This is a genomic window from Kocuria sp. CCUG 69068 (assembly GCF_020833785.1).
In the GTDB taxonomy this organism is placed as follows: domain Bacteria; phylum Actinomycetota; class Actinomycetes; order Actinomycetales; family Micrococcaceae; genus Kocuria; species Kocuria rosea.
The window spans coordinates 1-18,976 of the sequence record NZ_PDDL01000069.1 but is presented as its reverse complement, the minus strand read 5'-3'; the positions used below and the strand labels follow the sequence as shown (position 1 = coordinate 18,976).

Annotated in this window: 14 protein-coding genes and 1 pseudogene; 6 read left to right on the top strand and 9 right to left on the bottom strand. The window is 70.2% G+C overall.

The genetic code is table 11. The features are described 5' to 3' along the window. Positions 1–492: 492 nt before the first annotated feature. On the bottom strand, positions 493–1,401 hold the full coding sequence (locus CRM73_RS12980) for a calcium-binding protein (RefSeq protein WP_176475403.1): 909 nt from the start codon (positions 1,399–1,401) through the stop codon (positions 493–495). Positions 1,402–1,966: 565 nt separating this feature from the next. Here CRM73_RS12980 and CRM73_RS12975 point away from each other — a divergent pair. Both CRM73_RS12975 and CRM73_RS12970 read left to right on the top strand, forming a co-directional pair. Next, positions 1,967–2,953 (top strand): LysR family transcriptional regulator, encoded by a 987-nt coding sequence (locus tag CRM73_RS12975; RefSeq protein ID WP_095651893.1) that lies wholly within the window; start codon positions 1,967–1,969, stop codon positions 2,951–2,953. A gap of 310 nt (positions 2,954–3,263) precedes the next feature. Beyond that, a complete protein-coding gene (locus CRM73_RS12970) occupies positions 3,264–3,689 on the top strand; it encodes a hypothetical protein (RefSeq protein WP_229588004.1) in 426 nt (141 codons plus the stop codon). Between the two features lie 129 nt (positions 3,690–3,818). Here CRM73_RS12970 and CRM73_RS12965 read toward each other — a convergent pair whose 3' ends face one another. Both CRM73_RS12965 and CRM73_RS12960 read right to left on the bottom strand, forming a co-directional pair. Beyond that, on the bottom strand, positions 3,819–3,977 hold the full coding sequence (locus CRM73_RS12965; protein ID WP_176475402.1) for a hypothetical protein: 159 nt from the start codon (positions 3,975–3,977) through the stop codon (positions 3,819–3,821). Between the two features lie 210 nt (positions 3,978–4,187). Continuing rightward, positions 4,188–5,192, bottom strand: coding sequence for an NAD(P)H-binding protein (locus CRM73_RS12960; RefSeq protein ID WP_229588002.1), 1,005 nt, complete (start codon positions 5,190–5,192; stop codon positions 4,188–4,190). A 297-nt stretch (positions 5,193–5,489) separates the two neighbouring features. On the opposite strand from CRM73_RS12960, the gene CRM73_RS12955 reads away from it, so the two are divergent. Together CRM73_RS12955 and CRM73_RS12950 are read left to right on the top strand one after the other, a co-directional pair. Beyond that, positions 5,490–6,221 (top strand): GAF and ANTAR domain-containing protein, encoded by a 732-nt coding sequence (locus CRM73_RS12955; RefSeq protein WP_095651890.1) that lies wholly within the window; start codon positions 5,490–5,492, stop codon positions 6,219–6,221. Between the two features lie 14 nt (positions 6,222–6,235). After that, positions 6,236–6,565, top strand: a complete 330-nt coding sequence (locus CRM73_RS12950) for a hypothetical protein (RefSeq protein ID WP_229588000.1) — start codon at positions 6,236–6,238, stop codon at positions 6,563–6,565. A 25-nt stretch (positions 6,566–6,590) separates the two neighbouring features. On the opposite strand, the gene CRM73_RS12945 is transcribed toward CRM73_RS12950, so the two are convergent. Together CRM73_RS12945 and CRM73_RS12940 are read right to left on the bottom strand one after the other, a co-directional pair. Beyond that, on the bottom strand, positions 6,591–7,364 hold the full coding sequence (locus tag CRM73_RS12945) for a GAF and ANTAR domain-containing protein (protein ID WP_229587998.1): 774 nt from the start codon (positions 7,362–7,364) through the stop codon (positions 6,591–6,593). Between the two features lie 302 nt (positions 7,365–7,666). Continuing rightward, a pseudogene (locus CRM73_RS12940) lies at positions 7,667–8,802 on the bottom strand (lycopene cyclase family protein). 203 nt (positions 8,803–9,005) lie between these two features. On the opposite strand from CRM73_RS12940, the gene CRM73_RS12935 reads away from it, so the two are divergent. After that, positions 9,006–11,093, top strand: coding sequence for a M3 family metallopeptidase (locus CRM73_RS12935; RefSeq protein WP_229587996.1), 2,088 nt, complete (start codon positions 9,006–9,008; stop codon positions 11,091–11,093). A gap of 49 nt (positions 11,094–11,142) precedes the next feature. Here CRM73_RS12935 and CRM73_RS12930 read toward each other — a convergent pair whose 3' ends face one another. After that, positions 11,143–11,721, bottom strand: coding sequence for an HIT domain-containing protein (locus CRM73_RS12930; protein WP_095650489.1), 579 nt, complete (start codon positions 11,719–11,721; stop codon positions 11,143–11,145). Beyond that, positions 11,718–13,835 carry a threonine--tRNA ligase gene (thrS, locus tag CRM73_RS12925; protein ID WP_229587994.1) on the bottom strand — a complete coding sequence of 706 codons (2,118 nt, stop codon included), beginning with the start codon at positions 13,833–13,835 and terminating at the stop codon, positions 11,718–11,720. Before thrS ends, CRM73_RS12930 begins: the two co-directional genes overlap by 4 nt. Positions 13,836–14,040: 205 nt before the next feature. On the opposite strand from thrS, the gene CRM73_RS12920 reads away from it, so the two are divergent. Next, positions 14,041–15,231 (top strand): MFS transporter, encoded by a 1,191-nt coding sequence (locus tag CRM73_RS12920; RefSeq protein ID WP_095650490.1) that lies wholly within the window; start codon positions 14,041–14,043, stop codon positions 15,229–15,231. 73 nt (positions 15,232–15,304) lie between these two features. Here the strand turns inward: CRM73_RS12920 and CRM73_RS12915 are convergent, their stop codons facing one another. Both CRM73_RS12915 and dnaE read right to left on the bottom strand, forming a co-directional pair. Further along, entirely contained in the window at positions 15,305–16,294 is a 990-nt protein-coding gene (locus CRM73_RS12915; protein ID WP_229587991.1) for a PRC and DUF2382 domain-containing protein, read from the bottom strand. A 185-nt stretch (positions 16,295–16,479) separates the two neighbouring features. Next, the coding region (gene dnaE, locus CRM73_RS12910) for a DNA polymerase III subunit alpha (protein WP_229587989.1) at positions 16,480–18,976 on the bottom strand (2,497 nt) is incomplete at its 5' end.

Below are 18,976 nucleotides of genomic sequence, written 5' to 3'. Positions count from 1 at the left end.
CTCTTCCGGCTCGTCACCGGGTGTCGGTGGGCTCACGTCCACCAGTGTCTCGATGTTCTCGCTCATGTCGACCCTCCAACCCCGAACGGGGTGATTGGGCCTCTTACACCGTTACTGCGATAGTCCCGATTTCAGACGGAAAAGTTGCGACGAGAGGGCTCGCATCCCCTGGGATGCGAGACGTCTCGTTGGAGTCTTTTCCTAGTTGCCCAGCGGGAGAAGGATGCAATCTTAGAGAAGGCTAGGTCCTGGTGTCAGTGACGGTGGAGCGGCCGCAAAGTAACGCCTGAATTGGCCGGCAACGACCGCAGCCTCGGATGTTTGACCATCGGTGGCATTTCACTTGGTTACAACCCGGATACTTTTGGTGGATGTTGGGCCTCGAGGTGAAGGGCGACAGCACCCCGCGAGTCGGACTTATGGCAGGGTGCCATCGCACTTGATGAGGCCTCCGTATTCACTCCGGGAAGCGATTCTGGGCGAGAGCTAGGGTCAGCAGCTAATCACCACATCAAGGAGATCGGCTTGGCAGATGTCCTTGCCCGTTCCGCCGTCCACTGTTTCGAATGGCACCCCGTCAGCTGCGTGCAGTGAATCCTTGCCCGCCTTTCCTTCGAGGCGATCGAAGTTGAACCCGCCCCTCAAGGTGTCGTCACCGTCACCGCCATTCAGGTAGTCGTCACCCTCGTCGCCGTTCAGGCTGTCGTCACCTGCTCGACCGTAGAGATTGTCTTTGCCAGACCACCCTCCCAAGGCGTCATTGCCGTCGCCGCCGTCCAAGGTGTCGTTGCCGCCTCGGCCGTTGAGAACGTCGTTACCCGCTGCCCCGTAGACGGCATCGTTGTCCGGCCCCCCGTCGAGGGCGTCGTCGTTACCTGCCCCGCCATTGAGGGTGTCGATGCCCTCGTTGCCCCACAGGCGGTCGTTGCCAGCTTCGCCGTTCATGGTGTCGTTGCCGGCTTCGCCGTAGAGGAGATCATGGTCAACGCCGCCCCACAGACGGTCGTTACCAGCATTGCCGATCAGGCGGTCGTTACCACCCCCGCCGAATAGGTCATCGTTGCCGCCCCCACCGTTGAGGACGTCTCTGCCGTCGTCGCCGCGGAGATCATCAGTGGCGGACCCACCCGTGACCGTGTCGTTGTCGGAGCCGCCGTTCACCTCAGCTGGAACTGGCACGTTCGCGGTAAGGGTGACGGTGTCGTTGCCGTCCCCGGCGTTCACACGGGCCAGGGTGACGTTGTTCGGGGAGCAGTACACGGTGCTCGAGGTGATCTGGTCACATCCGGCGCCTGCGGTGAGGCTGTCTCCGGTGTCCCGGACCTTGTAGCGCTGACCTTGGAGCGGGACGTTGACCACGGAGACCGTGATGTTGTTGGCCTTCCCTGAGGCGGCCTGCACCCGCAGGATCCCTCCCGTGGTCGAGACCCCGGTCGCCGCCTGAGCCGGTGCGGTCCCGACGAAAAGACAGACGCCGGCCAGCAGCCCTACGGAGAGCACCCCCGTTGCGCACCGCCTTCTGGTTCCGGCTGCTCCCCTATGTCCGGCCATGTTCTCTGCACCGTGAGCGGGTGAAAGAACGGGTAAGTTTTTTGTGCCGCGCATGATGTCACTCCATTGTTTGCACATGCATTGCATTCGGGTGTCTTGCAAGGACACTCGCTGAATTTTCATGGACCTCGTCAGAGATCGAGACTAACTTTGCTCGTAAAGGGGCCAACGAATTCACAGCCATGAATTCAGATGACGCCTTTGGAGGAATGCGCGAAACGGAATTTCGCTCCTGCCCGCACGGGGGCTCCTATAAGCCCACGATACGGCGGCTCGAGGCGCCACGGAGCTGGCAAGTCCGGGTTGGAACCACCCCTTGACCAGTGACGATGGGGTGGCGCGACGGTCGCGATGTCCGCGGACCGAGCCAGACAAGTGCATGCGGTGAATAACACTGCGGAGAAACGGGGCAGGCGTGGAACTGGACCTGGAGTGTGTGGCCAGTTTTCTAATCCTGTGCGAGGAAGAGCATTTCGGGCGAGCCGCGACACGATTGCATCTGACCTCGCCCGCGCTGTCCAAACGTCTCCAGCGTCTGGAGCATCAGATCGGCGCCCGCCTCATCGACCGCGGTCCCACCGGCACCACCGCACTCACCGCCGCAGGATGGCAATTCGCCGGTCACGCCACTGCAGTGATGGACCAGGCCCGAGCCGCCCAGGCAGCCGCCCGAGCAGCCGCCCACACCCCGATCCGGGCAGTAGTGCGCATCGGCGTCCCCGGCATCATCAGCGCTCAACCCATGACACGGTCGTTGACCGGTCCGATCCAAGCGCTGCGGAGGCGCATTCCCGGGGTCGAGATCCACTGCATCGGAGTCCCTTACGGGAGCACTCTCGATTGTCTGCTCAACGACATGGTCGACATCCTCTGGAGCCCAACGGAGATTGCACATCCAGCCCTGGAGTCCCGGCCCCTCGGCACCGTCATGCGGGTCGGCGTCGTGCCCGACCGGCACCCTCTCGCGGAGGCCGGAGCCGTCAACGTCGAGGACTTCGCAGGGCTGCCTCTGCTGCACCATGGGGCCGTGCCTCTGTCGTTGATGTCGGCTGGTTGGTTGGCAGACGTTCGCCCTCTGGCACAAGCCCGCCTGGTACCCTGCGACGCCCAAAGCGTCTCCGCGCTCCGCCAGGAGATCCTCCGTGGCCAGGGGGTGGCGGTCATGCCTCTACCCCTGGGCCTGGAGGCAGGCGCCGGGTTGCAGACGATCACGCTGCACGAGGTGCCGGTCACCCAGATCTATGCGGTGTACCGCCGCGCGGACAAGGGGCCCTTGATACAAGAAGTGCTGAGACTACTCCAAGCCATCACCTCACCCGGAGGCTTTCCGCACCTCGATACCCCGCTACCAACCTCCTGCGCGGGTGCAACCAGACTGCCCGCGACACACCTGATGACCTAGGAAACGGCACCAACCGACCCCGAAGGGAGTCAAGCCCGCCCGGATGCCCTCACGACGGGGGCGATCGTTGTCAGCCCCGTGCGAAGACACAGCAACACCCCGATCGAGCAAATCCACTGGATGTCTTGCAACCGATATGCCTCATAACCCATGGCTTGAGAAACGAGTCGCTGTCATCTTGTTCAGTTTGCTTCCTGAGTGATCAGCTCAGTGGTTACTCTGGAATATCGCCGACGGGGTTCCCTCCCGACCCGGCGTCGCGGTCCAGCCCCGGCCGTCTCGATCCTTGACCTGTGAACAGGAAAAAGGCATGACATCCTCTGTCTCCGGGGCTCTGGCAGTCGAACTGCGCCCCCATTCCCCCGCCCACTGGATCGCCACCTACTACCCCATGGTGGAGACTCCCGCCGGCCGCTGGGCCGACGTCACCTGGATCCTGCATCAATGCCGGATACCCCCTCCCGCTTCTGTTGCACTGCCTCGGGCGCAATGGCTGGAGCTGCGCAGCCCCGATCGGGGTCACCACGGTTACGCCAACCACCCTGCGTGCAGGGCGGCCCTGGCGAGCGGCTACGCGGCAGCGCTGGCCGTCTACATCGCCGAGGCCGATAACGTTCCCGCACCGACCCAGCAGGACCAGCAGCCTCGAGCCGGTACGGTCGTCGTCCCGGCCGGACAGCTCTCGGAGTGGGTGCTCGAGGACCTCGACGAGGAGACCATGCAGATTCCCAGGTGACCCTGCCGTTGGCCACCCCGTCATCACCGCCGCTTTCCTGCACCGGCCCTGCACCGGTCGACAGGTTTGGGTGCGCCCTGTGGGAGCGGTGCTACCACCACCCCGTGATGAGCAAGCCTGTGCGGCGGGTCAGTAGGTGATGAGTTCGTGGGCGGCGCGGTCGAGGACATTGCGCTGGAGGCGGGACAGGTGCAGGGCCTCGTGCAGGTAGGCCTGCATCTCCACCTCCCCGCCGTCGCGCCCGAGGTCGTAGTGGTGCCGGCTTGAAGCAGGGGACGGTGGTTCCACCGCCGTCCCGGACGCAGGGCCCGGAGCGTTCCGAGCCACGCGCTGCCCCCTGTCAGGTCCGTGGTGCTGCGGCCGGCTCACCACCCTCCCCTGGCGGGAAGGAGAGGAGGCGTCCGGTCGTGGTGCTCGCCACACGAGGCAGGCGCTCGGAACGACCCGGCCGCCGCCTGCGGTTCAGCACCACCACGAATCCCGTGGGGTCCTGGGGGGTCAATTGCTGATGGCCGGGGCGGCGCAGATGTAGGTGGTCTCCAGCGCCTGGGCGGCCAGGAACCGGGCGGTGTCGGCGCGGGTGATCGAGGGCCCCACCACGTCCCGGTGGGTCATCCCGATGTGGCGGACCCCGCGTACCGGTCCGTCCGTCAGCGGCGCGTGGCGCACGAGCGTCCAGCTCAGTGCGGAGGAGGCGATGGCATGGAAGTCGGCGGCCGCCTCCCGGCACAGCTGGGGGCACCACCCCTGCCATAGCAGCCGGGCGGTCCGCCGCCAGGTGTCCGGGTAGCGGGTGTGGTCGACCAGGGTCGCCGGCTGCAGACCGATGTACCGGGTGCGCCCGTGGCCGGCCATGCTGTCCACGATGGCGCGGGTCGCGTCCACGGTGAGGTTCGGCCGCCGCCGGCTGCGTGCGGCGCACAGCACGTCGATCACCACCTCGTTGTCCGCCACAGCCGCGTCGATCACGGCCGCGTCCAACGGGTCCCCGACGCGCAGGTGCACCCGGTCGGCCCACTCCGCCGGTGCCTGGGCCGGATCAGTGAGCACGGCGCTGACCCGGTGTCCCCGGAAGACGAGGTCCGTGACGGTCTCACGGCCGACGTCCGTGTCCGCCCCGAACACCACGACCTTCACCGAGCGTCCCACCCGGCACGTGCCGCCCGACCGGTCCCGCTGAGCAGACCGCCCTCGGCCCGCGGCCGCCGGTCGGTGATTGCCCCTGGTTCCGGCAGCACGAGCTTCACCCGCCCCCCCCCCGGGACGATCGCGGCACTGCTGGTCGATGCCGGCGCGCAACAGCGCCACGGCCGCCGGTCCTGGGGGACCGCCCGCGGTGAGTTCGACGAGGACCTCCGCGGCGGGGGTGAGGGTGCGAGCCCGCTCGATGACCGGGTGCAGGGCCTGTTGGTTGGCGGCGCTCAGGCACCCGGTGACGATCAGGCGCAGGTGCCGGCCGTCGAGGTCCACGCGCACCAGCACAGAGAGTTTGGGGTCGGACACAGCAGATCTTTCACGGCGGTCCCCCGGGAAGAGGGAGGGTGGGGCCGGCTGTTCGACCACGTCACAGCCTAGACCATTCCCGACGCGACAGCCGGGGAATGGATCTGCCCGGACATCTCCCCGGCACCAGTGATCGGGGACGCCGTGCCGGTCCGGGTGCTGCTCCGGCGGATCCTTGCTGGCGTATCGTTGAGGACGAGGGACGGCCGAGCACTGTTGGTCCCCTGCACGGGGTGACGCCCAGGCTCGCGCGTCCTGCGTGGGCCCGGAATTGCCCGACCGACCGGGGAGCCCCCAATGGAACCCACTACCGCTGCTGCAGCAGACGCCACCGATCTGAGCGCGGTCTTCGCCCGGATCCAGGGGATGCTGCTGAGCCAGGAATCAGCTCAGGCCGCTGCCGCCCAGCTCGCCCTGGCGGCCCGGGATCTGATCGACTCCGCGGCCGGGGCCGGGGTCTCGCTGATCGACGAGACCGGACGCCGGACCTCCACCGCGGCCACCGACACCCTGGTGCAGACCGCCGACACAGCCCAGTACGAGCTCGGGCTCGGCCCGTGCTTGAGCGCCTGGGCCACCGAGTCCGTCCAGCGCCTTGAGGACACCGCCGCGGATACTCGGTGGCCGGAGTGGTCCCGCACGGCGGCCGGGGCTGGGATCGCTTCGGTGCTCAGCGCCCCGGTGCTCTACCGGGACAACTGCCTGGGGGCGATGAAGATCTACGCCACCGCCGGGAACGCGTTCAGCGCCCGGGCGGAGCAGCAGCTGGTGCTGCTGGCCTCCGCCGCCGGCACCCTGCTCGGAGCGGCCCAGGGCAGTGACACCCCGCACCGGCTCAGCGCCTCGCTGCAACAGGCCATCACCAACCGCACCGCGGTGGAGACCGCCACCGGGATGCTGATGGAGCGCCACGCCACCGATCAAGAGACCGCCCGGCGGATGCTGATCGGCGCTTCCCAGGCTCAGGGCCGGCCGTTGGCGCAGATCGCGCGCCGGGTCGTGGAACGAGCCGTGGACACGACCAGCTGAGGAGTGCGGTGGCGATGGACGACAGTGCTGCAGGCCGCCAGCAGGCCCACCTGGTGCGCCAGGCCCTCGAGGCCGCCGGGATCGAGGTGGGGCAGCTGTGGATGCACTACTTCAGCATCGGCGGTGACGCCGGGGAGATGGAGGTCGATGCCTTTCTCCACCACTCCCTGACCCTGCCGGTCCTGCAGCGCGATCTGCTGGCACATGCCACCAACGAGCTCCTGGACGAGCAGCGGCCCCAGCGGATCCCGCAGACCTCGGACCTGCTCGACCACGACGACCAGGACGGCACCGGGCAGGACGAGCACAGCACTCAGGACCAGGACAGCGCAGAGGAGTCCTGACGCACCCCTGCACGAGCAGGTGACCTCAGCGGTCCCGGGACCGCGGTGCAGAACGAGCGGGCCGGCGCGGCAGGGAGAGTTCCCCGGTCTCGACGACCTCGGTGGCGATCTCGGCCATCTTCCGGTTGCTGTCCTGACTGGCCACCCGCAGCAGCTCGTGGGCCTGGTCCCGGGTGAGCTTGTGCTGGGCCATCAGCACCCCGATCGCGGTGCCGATCTCCCGGTTGGACCGCAGCGCGGCCTCCAGGTTCTCGGCCCGCTGCCGGCTCAACTCCATGGACACCGCCCACGCGGCGTGCGTGGCCAGCAGCGTGCCCGCCCACTGGGTGTGCTCGTCGAAGGCGTCGGTCACGTCGGAGTAGAGGTTCAGTCCCGCGATCAGCTCCGGATCCGCCACCAGGGTCAATCGGTAGGCCAGCGCGCTGCGCACCCCGAGCTCCTCCGCGACGCGGGCCCCGTACACCGGCCACCGGGGGTCGTGGGCCAGATCCGCCGAGCAGTGCACGCTGTCCTCCAGCACGCTGTCCACGCACGGGCCCGCCCCCAGCTCGTACTGCAGCGCGTCCGCCGCGCACGCCGTCTCCGCGGTGGTGGCCAGGGTCCGGAACCTCCCCTGGCGCAGCGTGGTGATGCTCGCCCACCGCGCCCCCGGCAGCGCCTCCACCGCGTGCTCGATCACCGCTTTCACGAGGGTGTCGGCCGATGCATTGCGCAGCTGTTCCCCCAGGCCCACCAGCGCATCGGCGATCTCGGTCAGTCCGACGGGGTCGGCCTGCGACGTCCGGTCCGAAGAAGCCATGACGACCCCCAAAAAATATCCGGTGGCGGCCACGCACCCTGGATTCTCTACGCCTCACTCCTGAAGCACTCCCCAAGTCTATCCATCCCGGACACCGCCACAGCGTGGCTGCCGTCGTCCGCGCGCTCAACGGCACAGCCCGGCCGTCGAAACCCGCGCACAGCCCCACCTCCCGTTGCGGGCATGGTGCTACGACGTCGGGGGCCCGCAGCGATCCCCGTGCCCCGGTGTCGGAACTGTTGCGACCGCGTGCCGACCGTTGGTGTTCCGGTTCGGCCGGACGAGAGGTCCTGATGACGGGCTCAGATCCAAAGACGCGGCTGCAGGAGCATCGTGACCGGCATGGACCCGAGCAGCCGCCGTTCCTGTGCGAACGTGGTCCGTTCGTCGAGGAAGTCGAGGACGAGATCAGCATCGCCGGAGGTGAACGCGGCTTTCATGAAGTGCACCGCGTGTTCGGGGTCGTGCTCCCACATCTTGAGCAAGTGCCTGTCGTACCAGCGGAAGCGTGGGGACGGCCGGGGAGCGTCAGGTGACCCGGTGGAGGCCAGCGTGGAGGCGAAGTGTTGGGTCTGACGAAGGATCCGGGTGAAGCCGTAGCCCGTGGTGGCCTTGACGGCCCCGGCGGGACATCCGGTGCGCACATGGCGGCCGCGGGGAGGACTGGGGCGGATGCCCAGGGGGATGGACCCTCGCTCCACGGACAACGACGAGTACTCGTTCACACCCCAGACCTTGCGCAGGTAGTCCGACGTTGCCTGTTCGAACGAGAATTCCGGGGTGTGAGCCTTCCCCGGCATGATCCGGGTGACTTCGACGACGGCTTCTCGGGCTGAGAGCGGCAGGACGCAGTGGAAGTGCACGGGGTCGTGTTCACCGGACCGGAAATCGATGAAGGTGGCAGTCGACGGGTCGAAGGAGTCGTGCGCAGTCCGCACCCGACGAACCTCACCCGACATGAGCAGCGGTGCCTTGATCCCGGTGGGGGCAAGGTGCTGTCGAAGCAGTGGGATGCCGTGACGAGCCGGCCGTCGGAGAGGGCCACGTCCACCGAGTCGGCATGGGCCCGTACTCGTGAAACTCGTGCGTCGAGACGGCTGATCTGAGGGTTGGCATCGATGACGTCGTCGAGGCATCGGAAAACGGTCCGGGACGAGGTGAGGCACAGGCGGTGGCGCTCGAGCGGCAGCACCCGCTGGGCAGGTCCTGCGTCAACCGCGAGGCTCCTGAACGTGGCTGCGGGCGTCAGTGGCAGCGGGAGGGCGTCGTCGTGCCAGTAGATCAGGGAGCGGTGGGGGTATCGATCTCCGGCGTCGTCGATGAGGAGGATCCGCGCCCCGGACAGCCCTGGTTCCCGGCTCAGGAAATAGGCGAGGCTGCGCCCGGCAAGTCCACCGCCGGCAATGACGACGTCGTAATCCGGCGCTCGGTGGGTCATGAGCACGGCACTCCTTCTCCGGACGCAGGCAACTCTGCGGCCACTCCCGAAACCGTCAGTGACCCTCGGGGCGAGGTCCAGTCTGGCCGATCCGTCAGGGGTCGTCGACGTCGTCATCGGCGGCGGCACCCGCGTCCACACCCGTTGCACCGGGAGGCTAGTCTTGGTCGCACCCGTCCGCCCACCACGACAGAAGCCGGCCCTTGGACAACCCACTCCTGCGCCCCAGCCCGCTCCCCTACGAGCTGCCCGACTTCGGGCGGATCAAGGAGGAGCACTTCCTGCCGGCCTTCGAGGCGGCGATGGCCCAGGACCTCGAGTGCGTGCGGGCGATCCTGGACGACCCGGACCCGCCCACCTTCGCCAACACCATCGAGGCCCTCGAACGCGGGGGCCTGGCCCTGGACCGGGTCGAGTCGGTCTTCTTCACGCTGACCGCGGCGCACAACACGGAGGGCATCCAGCGGATCTACCAGGAGCTCGCCCCGCGGCTGTCGGAGCACAAGGCGGACTTCACGCTCAACAAGGAGCTCTACGCCCGGGTCCGGCGGGTGGACCGCACCGACCTGGAGCCGTGGCAGCTGCGCGCCCTGGACGAGTACGTCTCCTGGTTCGCGAACTCCGGCGCGGAGCTGACCCTGGACGACCAGCGGCGGCTCCGGGAGATCAACGACGAGCTCTCGGAGCTGAGCATCGGCTACGGCAACGACCTGATCCGGGAGGTCAACGCCTCCGCCGTGGTCGTCGACGACCCAGCGGAGCTGGACGGGCTGTCCCCCACGGACGTCGAGGCCGCCGCCTCCGCGGCCGCCGAGAACGGGATGCCGGGCCGGTACCTGCTCACGCCCTCGCTGTTCACCGTGCAGCCCGTGCTGTCGGTGCTCACGGACCGCGCGCTGCGCCGGCGGATCCATCTGGCCGCCGTCAACCGCGGCACCGGCGAGCACGGCGGCGAGGGCTCGCAGAGCCGCACGGACCTGCTGCCCGTGGCCGCCCGGATCGCCCGGCTGCGCGCGGAGCAGGCCGGGCTGCTCGGCTACCGCAGCCACGGCGACCACGTCATGGCCGGGAACACAGCCCCGTCCCAGGAGGCGGTGCACGAGATGCTGGAGCGGATCACCGGCCCCGCCGTGCGCAACGCCCTCGAGGAGCGGGCGGAGCTCGAGCAGCTGGCCGGGCACCCGATCGAGGCGTGGGACTGGCCGTTCTGGGCCGAGCGGCTGCGCCGGGAGCGCTACGCCGTGGACGCCTCCGCGCTGCGGGAGCACTTCGAGCTGGAGTCCGTGCTGGAGCACGGGATCTTCCGCACCGCCCGGGAGCTCTACGGGCTGGTCTTCACCGAGCGTCCCGACCTGGACGGCTACCTGCCGCAGGTGCGGGTGTGGGAGGTCACCGACGAGGCGGGCCGCGGCGTGGGGCTGTTCCTGGGCGACTGGTTCACGCGGCCCACCAAGCAGGGCGGCGCCTGGATGGGATCGCTGGTGCACCAGAACCGGCTGACCGGTCAGCGCCCCGTCGTCGTCAACAACGCGAACTTCACCCGGCCGCCCGCGGGCAGGCCCAAGCTGCTGACCCTGGACGAGGTGGTGACGGTCTTCCACGAGTTCGGACACGCGCTGCACGGGCTGCTCTCCGACGTGCACCTGCCCTCGTTCTCCGGGACGAAGGTGCCCCGGGACTTCGTGGAGTACCCCTCCCAGGTGCACGAGATGTGGGTGCTGCACCCGGAGGTGCTCCGGCACTACGCCCGCCACCACCGCACGGGCGAGCCGATCCCCGAAGAGACCCTCGCGGGCCTGCGGGAGGCCTCCGCGCACGGGCAGGGCTACCGGACCGTCGAGTACCTCGCCTCGACCTACCTGGATCTCGCGTGGCACGGGATCGAGGACCCCGCCGAGCTGCCGGGCCCCCGGACCGTGGAGCAGGAGGCGCTCGCCCGCGCCGGGGTGGACGTGGACGGCATCGCCCCGCGCTACCGGACCGGGTACTTCAAGCACATCTTCGCCGGCGGCTACTCCGCGGGCTACTACTCCTACATCTGGTCCGAGATCCTCGACGCCGACACGGCGCAGTGGTTCGCGTCCCGCGGCGGACCGACCCGGGAGAACGGGCGGCGCTTCGCCGAGGAGGTGCTCTCCCGGGGCAACGAGACCGCCCCGATGGAGGCCTTCGAGGCCCTGCTGGGACGCCGCCCGCACCTCGGCGCGCTGCTGGAGCGGCGCGGACTCCAGGCGCGGGAGGAGTTCGTCCACCGGCGGCGCGGTGCTCCCGCCCGGGACGCCCGCGGCTGAGCGCCGCGGCGCCCGGGGGCGGACGCCCCGGGTGTGACGACGACGCGGATCAGGCCGCGGGCCAGGCGTCGGCGATGTCCTGGCGGGTGTCCCCGAGGGTCTGCATGATGGCCTTGGTCCCGGCGAGGACCGGCATGAAGTTGGCGTCCCCGTTCCAGCGCGGCACCACGTGCTGGTGCAGGTGCCCCGAGAGGGAGCCGCCGGCCGCGGCCCCCAGGTTGATGCCCACGTTGAAGGCGTGCGGGGACGCGACGCCGCGGATCGTGGCGACCGCGGTGCGGGTCAGGTCCGTGAGCTCCCGCAGCTCCGCCGGCTCGAGCTCCGTCAGATCGGCCACGTGCCGGTACGGGCAGACCATGAGGTGGCCGGGGTTGTACGGGAACAGGTTGAGGATCACGAAGCAGTGCTCGCCGCGGTGGACGATCAGCGACTCCTCGTCCGCGCGCTGCGGGCCGTTGCAGAACGGGCACCCGGGGTCCTCCCGCACGGACGGGTCCTCGCCGCGCACGTACGCGAGCCGGTGCGGGGTCCACAGCCGCTGGAAGCTGTCGGGCACCCCGGGGATCTCGAACTCGTCCTGGCGGATCCAGTGGTGCGGGGGCCCGGCGTCGGGCCCCGTACCGGTCACTGCCCCACCCCGGCCGTCTCCGCGGCGGCGCTGGGGTCCTCGGCGGCGGCGGCCGTCGGCTCCTCGTTGATCCGCCGCTGGACGTGCGCCACGATCCGCTCCACGGCCTCGCCGACCGGGACGCCGTTGTCCTGCGAGCCGTCGCGGAAGCGGAAGGACACGGCGTTCGCCTCCGCGTCCTCCCCGCCCGCGATGAGCACGAACGGGACCTTCTCCTTGGAGGCGGTGCGGATCTTCTTGGGGAACCGGTCCGAGCCCGCGTCGAGCTCCACGCGCACACCGCGGGCCCGCAGCGTGTCCACCACGCCCTGCAGGTAGTCGTTGAAGGCCTCGGCCACCGGGATCGCCACGACCTGAACGGGGGCCAGCCACGCCGGGAACGCCCCGGCGTAGTGCTCCACGAGCACCCCCATGAACCGCTCCACGGAGCCGAACAGGGCACGGTGGATCATCACGGGCCGCTGCCGGGTGCCGTCGGCGGCCTGGTACTCCAGGTCGAAGCGCTCCGGCAGGTTGAAGTCGAGCTGGATGGTGGACATCTGCCAGGTCCGCCCGATCGCGTCCTTGGCCTGCACCGAGATCTTCGGGCCGTAGAACGCGGCGCCGCCGGCGTCCGGGACCAGGTCCAGCCCGGACTCGGCCGCGACCTCGGCGAGGGTGTTCGTGGCCTCTTCCCAGAGCTCGTCCGAGCCCACGAACTTCTCGGGGTCCTTGGTGGAGAGCTCGAGGTAGAAGTCGTCCAGCCCGTAGTCCTTGAGCAGGTCCAGCACGAAGCCGAGCGTGGTGGTCAGCTCCGCCTTCATCTGCTCCCGGGTGCAGTAGATGTGGGCGTCGTCCTGGGTCATGCCCCGCACCCGGGTCAGGCCGTGCACCACGCCGGACTTCTCGTACCGGTAGACCTGCCCGAACTCGAACAGGCGCAGCGGCAGCTCCCGGTAGGAGCGGCCCCGGGAGCGGAAGATGAGGTTGTGCATCGGGCAGTTCATGGGCTTCAGGTAGTAGTCCTGGCCCTGCTTGGTCAGCTCCCCGGTCTGCGGGTCCCGCTCCTCGTCCACGTGCATCGCGGGGAACATGCCCTCGCGGTACCAGTCGAGGTGGCCGGAGACCTCGTAGAGGTGGCCCTTGGTGATGTGCGGGGTGTAGACGAACTCGTAGCCGGCCTCCGTGTGCCGCTCGCGGGAGTAGTCCTCCATGGTCTTGCGGATGATCCCGCCCCGGGGGTGGAACACCGGAAGGCCGGAGCCGAGCTCGTCGGGGAAGGAGAACAGGTCCATCTCCGAGCCGAGCCGGCGGTGGTCGCGCCGTTCCGCCTCGGCGAGGCGGTTCTTGTACGCGGTGAGGTCCTCCTTGGACGGCCACGCGGTGCCGTAGATGCGCTGGAGCTGCTTGTTCTTCTCGGAGCCGCGCCAGTAGGCGGCGGCCGAGCGCATCAGGGCGTAGCCGTTGCCGATCAGCTTGGTGTCCGGCAGGTGCGGGCCGCGGCACAGGTCCTTCCAGACCGTCTCCCCGGTCTTGCGGTCCACGTTGTCGTAGATCGTCAGCTCGCCGGCGGCGACCTCCACGGAGGCGCCCTCCGCGGCGGCGTCCACGTCCGCGCCGGAGCCGGGGCCCTGGGACAGGCCGATGAGCTCGAGCTTGTACGGCTCGTCCGCCATCTCGGCGCGGGCCTCCTCCTCGCTCACCGCACGGCGGCGGAAGGACTGGGTGGAGTTCACGATCCGCTGCATCCGCTTCTCGATGGCCTTGAGGTCCTCGGGCGTGAACGCCTGCTCGACGTCGAAGTCGAAGTAGAAGCCGTCGGTGATGTACGGGCCGATGCCGAGCTTGGCGTCCTCGTGCAGCTGCTGCACGGCCTGGGCCATGACGTGGGCGGCGGAGTGGCGCAGCACCTCGAGGCCCTCGGGCTCGGAGATCAGCACCCTCTCCACGGCGTCCCCGTCGGCCAGCCCGGTGGCGAGGTCCTTGAGCACGCCGTTGACCCGGGCCACCACCACGGAGCGGTCCTCGCGGTACAGGTCCGCGGCGGACGTCCCGGTCCCCACCGTGCGCTGCTCGCCGTCGACGGTGATCGTGAGGGGGGCGGACTCGGGCTGGTGCTCGGGCACGGTGGTCATGGGGAAGGTGCTCCTCGGGTCGGGATCGGCACGCACCGGTACGGGGGGCGCGTGGCAGCGGCACCGGCGGGCGGCGCGCACTGCATCGATGGTACCTGTCGGCCGGTGGGGACCGCGGCGGTGAGATGATGGCCGGCGGAGGTGAGGCCACCCGATGCCCGCAGACGTTCCCGGACCGCCCGACCCGCCCGCACCGGGAGGGGAGGTGCCCTCTCCCCCGCCGCACCGGCTGTGGACCGCCGGCTTCGTGCTGATGTGGGCGGGCCAGTTCCTCATCTCCATGAACTTCTACCTGCTGATGACCGTCATGGCGCTCTACGCCATGGAGCGCTTCGGCACGGACGAGGCGCTGGCCGGGGTGGCCACGAGTGCCTTCATCGTCGGGGCGGTCCTGGCGCGGCTGCTCACCGGCAAGTACATGGAGCTGCTCGGGCGCCGGCGCGTGCTGCTCGCCGCGCTCGTGCTGCTGGCGCTGTGCGCCGCCGCCTACCTGCTCGACACCGGCTTCTGGGGCCTGCTGGTGGTGCGGGTGCTCAACGGCGTGGGCTTCGGCATGGCCACCACCGTGCTGCCCGCGTCCGTCCAGGCCCTCATCCCCGCGCACCGGCGGGGCGAGGGCACCGGGTACTTCATGCTCTCCACCACCCTGGCCGCCGCGCTGGGTCCCCTGGCGGGACTGAGCCTGTCCACGGCGGTGGGCTACGACACGCTCTTCGGGGTGTGCGCGGCGGTCGCCCTGCTGGGCCTCGCCGTGGGAGCCGTCACCCGGGTCCCCGAGCTGAGCCTCTCCGCCGAGCAGCGGGCGGGGCTGCGGTCCTTCTCCGTGGGGCAGTTCGTGGAGGCGCGGGCCCTGCCCGTCTCGGCGCTCATGCTCTTCGTGGGCGTGGGGTACTCGGCGGTCCTGTCCTTCCTCAACCCGTTCGCCGTGCAGGCGGACCTCGTGGGCCCCGCGGGCGCGTACTTCGTGGCCTACGCCGTCACCGTCCTGGTGAGCCGCCCGTTCGCGGGCCGGCTGCAGGACCGGCGCGGGGACAACGCGGTGCTGTACCCGTCGCTGCTGCTCTTCGTGGTGGCGCTGCTGCTGCTCGCGGCCGCGGACTCGCCGTTCCTCGTGCTCGCCTCGGGCACGGTGCTGGGCGTGGGCTACGGGGCGGTGCTCTCGGCGGCCCAGGCCGCCGCGGTCCGATCGGCCCCGCTCACCCGCGTGGGGCTGTCCACCTCGACCTACTTCCTGTGCATGGACGTGGGCGTGGCGCTGGGCCCGATGCTCATGGGGGCCCTGGTCCCTGCGCTGGGCTACCGGGGGATGTACGTGGCGGCCGCGGCGGTGGTCGCGCTGGGCCTGGTCTACTACGCGGCCGTGCCCGGCACGCAGGCCCGGCGGGCAGCGGGGTGAACCGCGTCCGGCACGACGACGGGGCCCCCGTCACCGGAACGGTGACGGGGGCCCCGGAGTCGATCGGGTGCGATCAGATGCGGTCGCGGCGATCGTCGTCGGTCAGGCCGGTGCCGCGGTCGCGGTCGGTCAGGCCGGTGCCGCGCTCGGCGTCCGTCTCGACCTCGACCTGCTCCTTGCGGACCTCGGCGTCGACGCGCTCGGTGTCGCGGACGGTCTCCTTCTCCAGGCCGACCTTCTCGACCCCCACGGTCTCCTTGGCGACGACGGGACGCTCCTCGTGGAGGGTCACCTCGACGTCCTCCTCGCCGATGGTGCCGGCGGTGGCCTCGGTGCCGCTCAGCGGGGTGCGCTCGACACGGACCTCTTCGCGCTCGAGGGGCACGTCCACGGACTCGTTCTCCGTGACCACGTACTTGCGCAGACGGGCGCGGCCGGTCTCCTGGCGCTCCTTGCCGACGTGCAGCTGCTCCTCGTGGCGGACCACGCCGTTGTCGACACTGTCGGTGCGGTCACGGTCGGTGAGCCCGGCGGTGCGGTCGCGGTCGACGTCGGTGATCCCGGCAGTGCGGTCACGGTCACGGTCGGTGTCGGCGTACCCGTCGTTCTCGGGGTAGCCAGCAGTGCCGGTCGCCGGGACGGCGTTGCGGTCGGTGTCCGCGGCGTAGCGGTCGTCGCGGTCGGCGAGACCTGCGGCGCCGGCGGTCCCGGCGGTGCGGTCACGGTCGGTGCGGTCGCGGTCGTCGGTGCCGGAGTAGTTCATCTTGTAGTAGCGGTAGATCTCCTCCTCCTCGGCCGGGGAGAGGTGCTGGTCCGCGTCCACGTTCGGGGCGTCCTTGACGACGTCCTTGGTGTAGGGAAGGACGAGGCGGTCGCCGTCCTGCTGGGCGCCGTCGGCGGGGACGAAGCTCTCCTTGGTGCCGAACAGACCGGTGTTGACGGTCACGAAGGTGACCTCTTCGGTGTTGTCGTCCAGGAAGACCTGCTCGACCTTGCCGATCTTGTCGCCGTCCGACCCGTAGGCGGTGGCGGACAGCAGTGCGTTCACGTCGTACGTAGCCATGAGAACTCCTTCTCTATTCTGCGAGGCAACGGGCTCCCCTGGACGGGGGGCTCGCCGCGGACGATCTCCGCCCGGGGAGGCGGGGTGCAGCTCGTCCGCTGTTATTAGTAACCATACTGGCAATCAGTTCGCTGGCCAATGGCTTCACCGAGAGTGAAACCCCTGGATCCGGACGGTCTCCCGGCTCATCCTGCCCCGGCTCCCCGCAGGTTAGGCGGGGCCGGGGCGCGCACCGCGGCCGGGGTTCCGGGGTCGGCGAGGTCCCAGGCCTGCTCGGCGCTGATGCTGATCCCCCGCGGTCCGGTGCGCCGCGTCCGGCCCCGCACCAGCAGCATCCGCGTGCCGAACAGGTGCTGCCCCGAGCGGGCCTGGGCGTCGGAGAAGAAGGCGCAGTCCACCGCGCCCGTGCCGTCGTCGAGGCTGACGAAGACCACCCGCCGGCCGCTGCGCATGGGCGGGGTCATGGTCGAGACCCGCACCCCCGCCACGAGCACCTCGGACCGGTTGCGCAGCTCCAGCAGCCGCTCCGCGGGCGTGACCCCGAGCTCGCCGAGCAGGGGCGCCCAGCTCTCCAGCAGGTGCGCCGAGACGTCCACCGCGAGCAGGTTTAGCTCGGTGCGGACCTTCTCCGCCAGGGTGGGCTCGGGGCGCTCCGCGGGCAGGGCGCGCAGCTCGAGGTCCCCGAGCGGAAGGGCCAGCTGCCCCTCGACCTCCCCGTCCGGCCGGGCGGGCCGGCCGCTGTCCGCCCGGGTCCGCAGGGCGTGCACCAGGTCGGCGCGGGAAGCGGGCCCGCCGGAGCGGCGCAGCAGGCCGTCGAAGGCCCCCACGGCGGCGAGGCGCTCGAGGGTGCGCCGGGCCGGACGGGCCCGCTGCCGCAGCTCGGCGAGCGAGGCGTAGGGCTGCCCCGCCACGATCCGGCGGACCTCGGCCCGGGAGACCCCGTGGATCCCGGTGAGGGCCAGGCGTACGCCCAGGCGGGCGGGGTCGTCGTCGAGCCGTTCCACGCGGTAGTGCTCGTCGGAGCGGTTGACGTCCATGGGCAGGACGGGGATGCCCATCCGTCGCGCCTCCCCCACGAGCAGGCGCTTGGGGTACATCCCGGGATCGTGCTCCCACAGCCCCGCGAGGAACGCCTCCGGGTGGTGGGCCTTCAGCCACGCGGACTGGTAGGTGGGCACCGCGAACGCCGCGCCGTGGGCCTTGCAGAAGCCGAACGAGCCGAACGCCGCCAGGGTCTCCCAGACCCTGTCCACCACGTCCAGGGGGTAGTCCCGCGCACGGGCCCGCTCGCGGAAGAACTCCTCCACCTCGAGCTGGCGCTCGGAGCCCAGCCGGCGGCGCAGCTCGTCGGCCCGGGCGAGACCGCATCCGGTGAAGGTGTCGAGGATGCGCAGGACCTGCTCGTGGAAGACGGTCACGCCGTGGGTCTCGGCGAGGATCGGGTCGAGGGACGGGTGGATCGAGACGGGCGCGGACCAGCCGTGGCGGTGCTCCAGGTAGGGGCGCACCATGTCCGAGTGCATCGGCCCGGGACGGAACAGGGAGATGTCCACGATGAGGTCGCGGAAGCTCGTGGGCGCCATCTTGCCGATGAGCTCGCGCTGGCCCGGGGACTCGATCTGGAAGCACCCCAGGGTGTGGGTCGAGCGGATGAGCTCGAACGTCCTCCCGTCGTCCACGGGGATCGCCTCGAGGTCCAGGCGGGGCCGGTCCGGGTGGGTGCGGGCCACCTCGTCGACGGCGTGGGCGAGCGCCGACTGCATCCGCACGCCGAGGATGTCGAGCTTGAGCATGCCCATGGGGTCCATGTCGTGCTTGTCGAACTGGCTCATGGGCATCCCCGTCCCACTGGACTGCACCGGGGTGCGGTCCAGGAGGCTCAGGTCCCCCAGGATCACCCCGCACGGGTGCATGGAGATGTGCCGGGGCAGCCGGTCCAGGCGCTCGGTGAGGTCCACGAGGAGGTCGAGCTGCTTCTCCTGGGCCACCTGCTCGGCGAAGTCCCGCAGCTCCGGCTGGCGGGCGATGGTCTCCCGCAGCGCCGAGGCCGGCAGGTGCCACAGCTGCTTGGCCGCGCCGTCCACGGTCTCGGGGTCGATGCCGAGCGCCAGCCCGGCGTCCCGGACGGCACCGCGGGCCCGGTAGGCGTTCTGCATGCTCATGAGGCTCACCCGTTCGGGGCCGAAGCGCTCGAAGATCCGCCGGTAGACGCGGTGGCGCTCGGCCGACTCGACATCGATGTCGATGTCCGGGAGGGTCGAGCGGTCGTTGGAGAGGAAGCGCTCGAAGAGCAGCTCGTGCTCGAGCGGGTCCACCTGGGAGACGTCGAGCAGATAGTTGACGAGCGAGGACACCCCCGAGCCGCGGGCGGCGTGGCGGACCCCCATCTGCCCGATCATCGCGGAGACCTCGGCCACGGTGAGGAAGTAGGAGGCGAAGCCGAGGTCCTCGATCACCCCCAGCTCCTGCTCCAGCCGGTCCCGCACGGCCCGTGTCATGCGGCGGCCCGGGTAGCGGCGGCCCAGCCCCGCCTCGCACCGGGCCCGCAGCTCCGCGGGCGCCGGCCGGTCCAGGCCCAGCACGGAGGCCTCGGGCACCACCGGCCGCCCCCAGCCGCAGTCGGCGACCGGGTCCAGCCGGCACCGGTCGGCCACCCGCTGGGTGCCCGCCAGCAGGGCCGCG

What these genes read in the sequence shown, in the direction of transcription:
- CRM73_RS12945 (WP_229587998.1), bottom strand. Translation starts at nt 7,364, where the DNA reads ATGGCTTCTTCGGACCGGACGTCGCAGGCCGACCCCGTCGGACTGACC.
- CRM73_RS12970 (WP_229588004.1), top strand. Translation starts at nt 3,264, where the DNA reads ATGACATCCTCTGTCTCCGGGGCTCTGGCAGTCGAACTGCGCCCCCAT.
- CRM73_RS12955 (WP_095651890.1), top strand. Translation starts at nt 5,490, where the DNA reads ATGGAACCCACTACCGCTGCTGCAGCAGACGCCACCGATCTGAGCGCG.
- thrS (WP_229587994.1), bottom strand. Translation starts at nt 13,835, where the DNA reads ATGACCACCGTGCCCGAGCACCAGCCCGAGTCCGCCCCCCTCACGATC.
- CRM73_RS12915 (WP_229587991.1), bottom strand. Translation starts at nt 16,294, where the DNA reads ATGGCTACGTACGACGTGAACGCACTGCTGTCCGCCACCGCCTACGGG.
- CRM73_RS12950 (WP_229588000.1), top strand. Translation starts at nt 6,236, where the DNA reads ATGGACGACAGTGCTGCAGGCCGCCAGCAGGCCCACCTGGTGCGCCAG.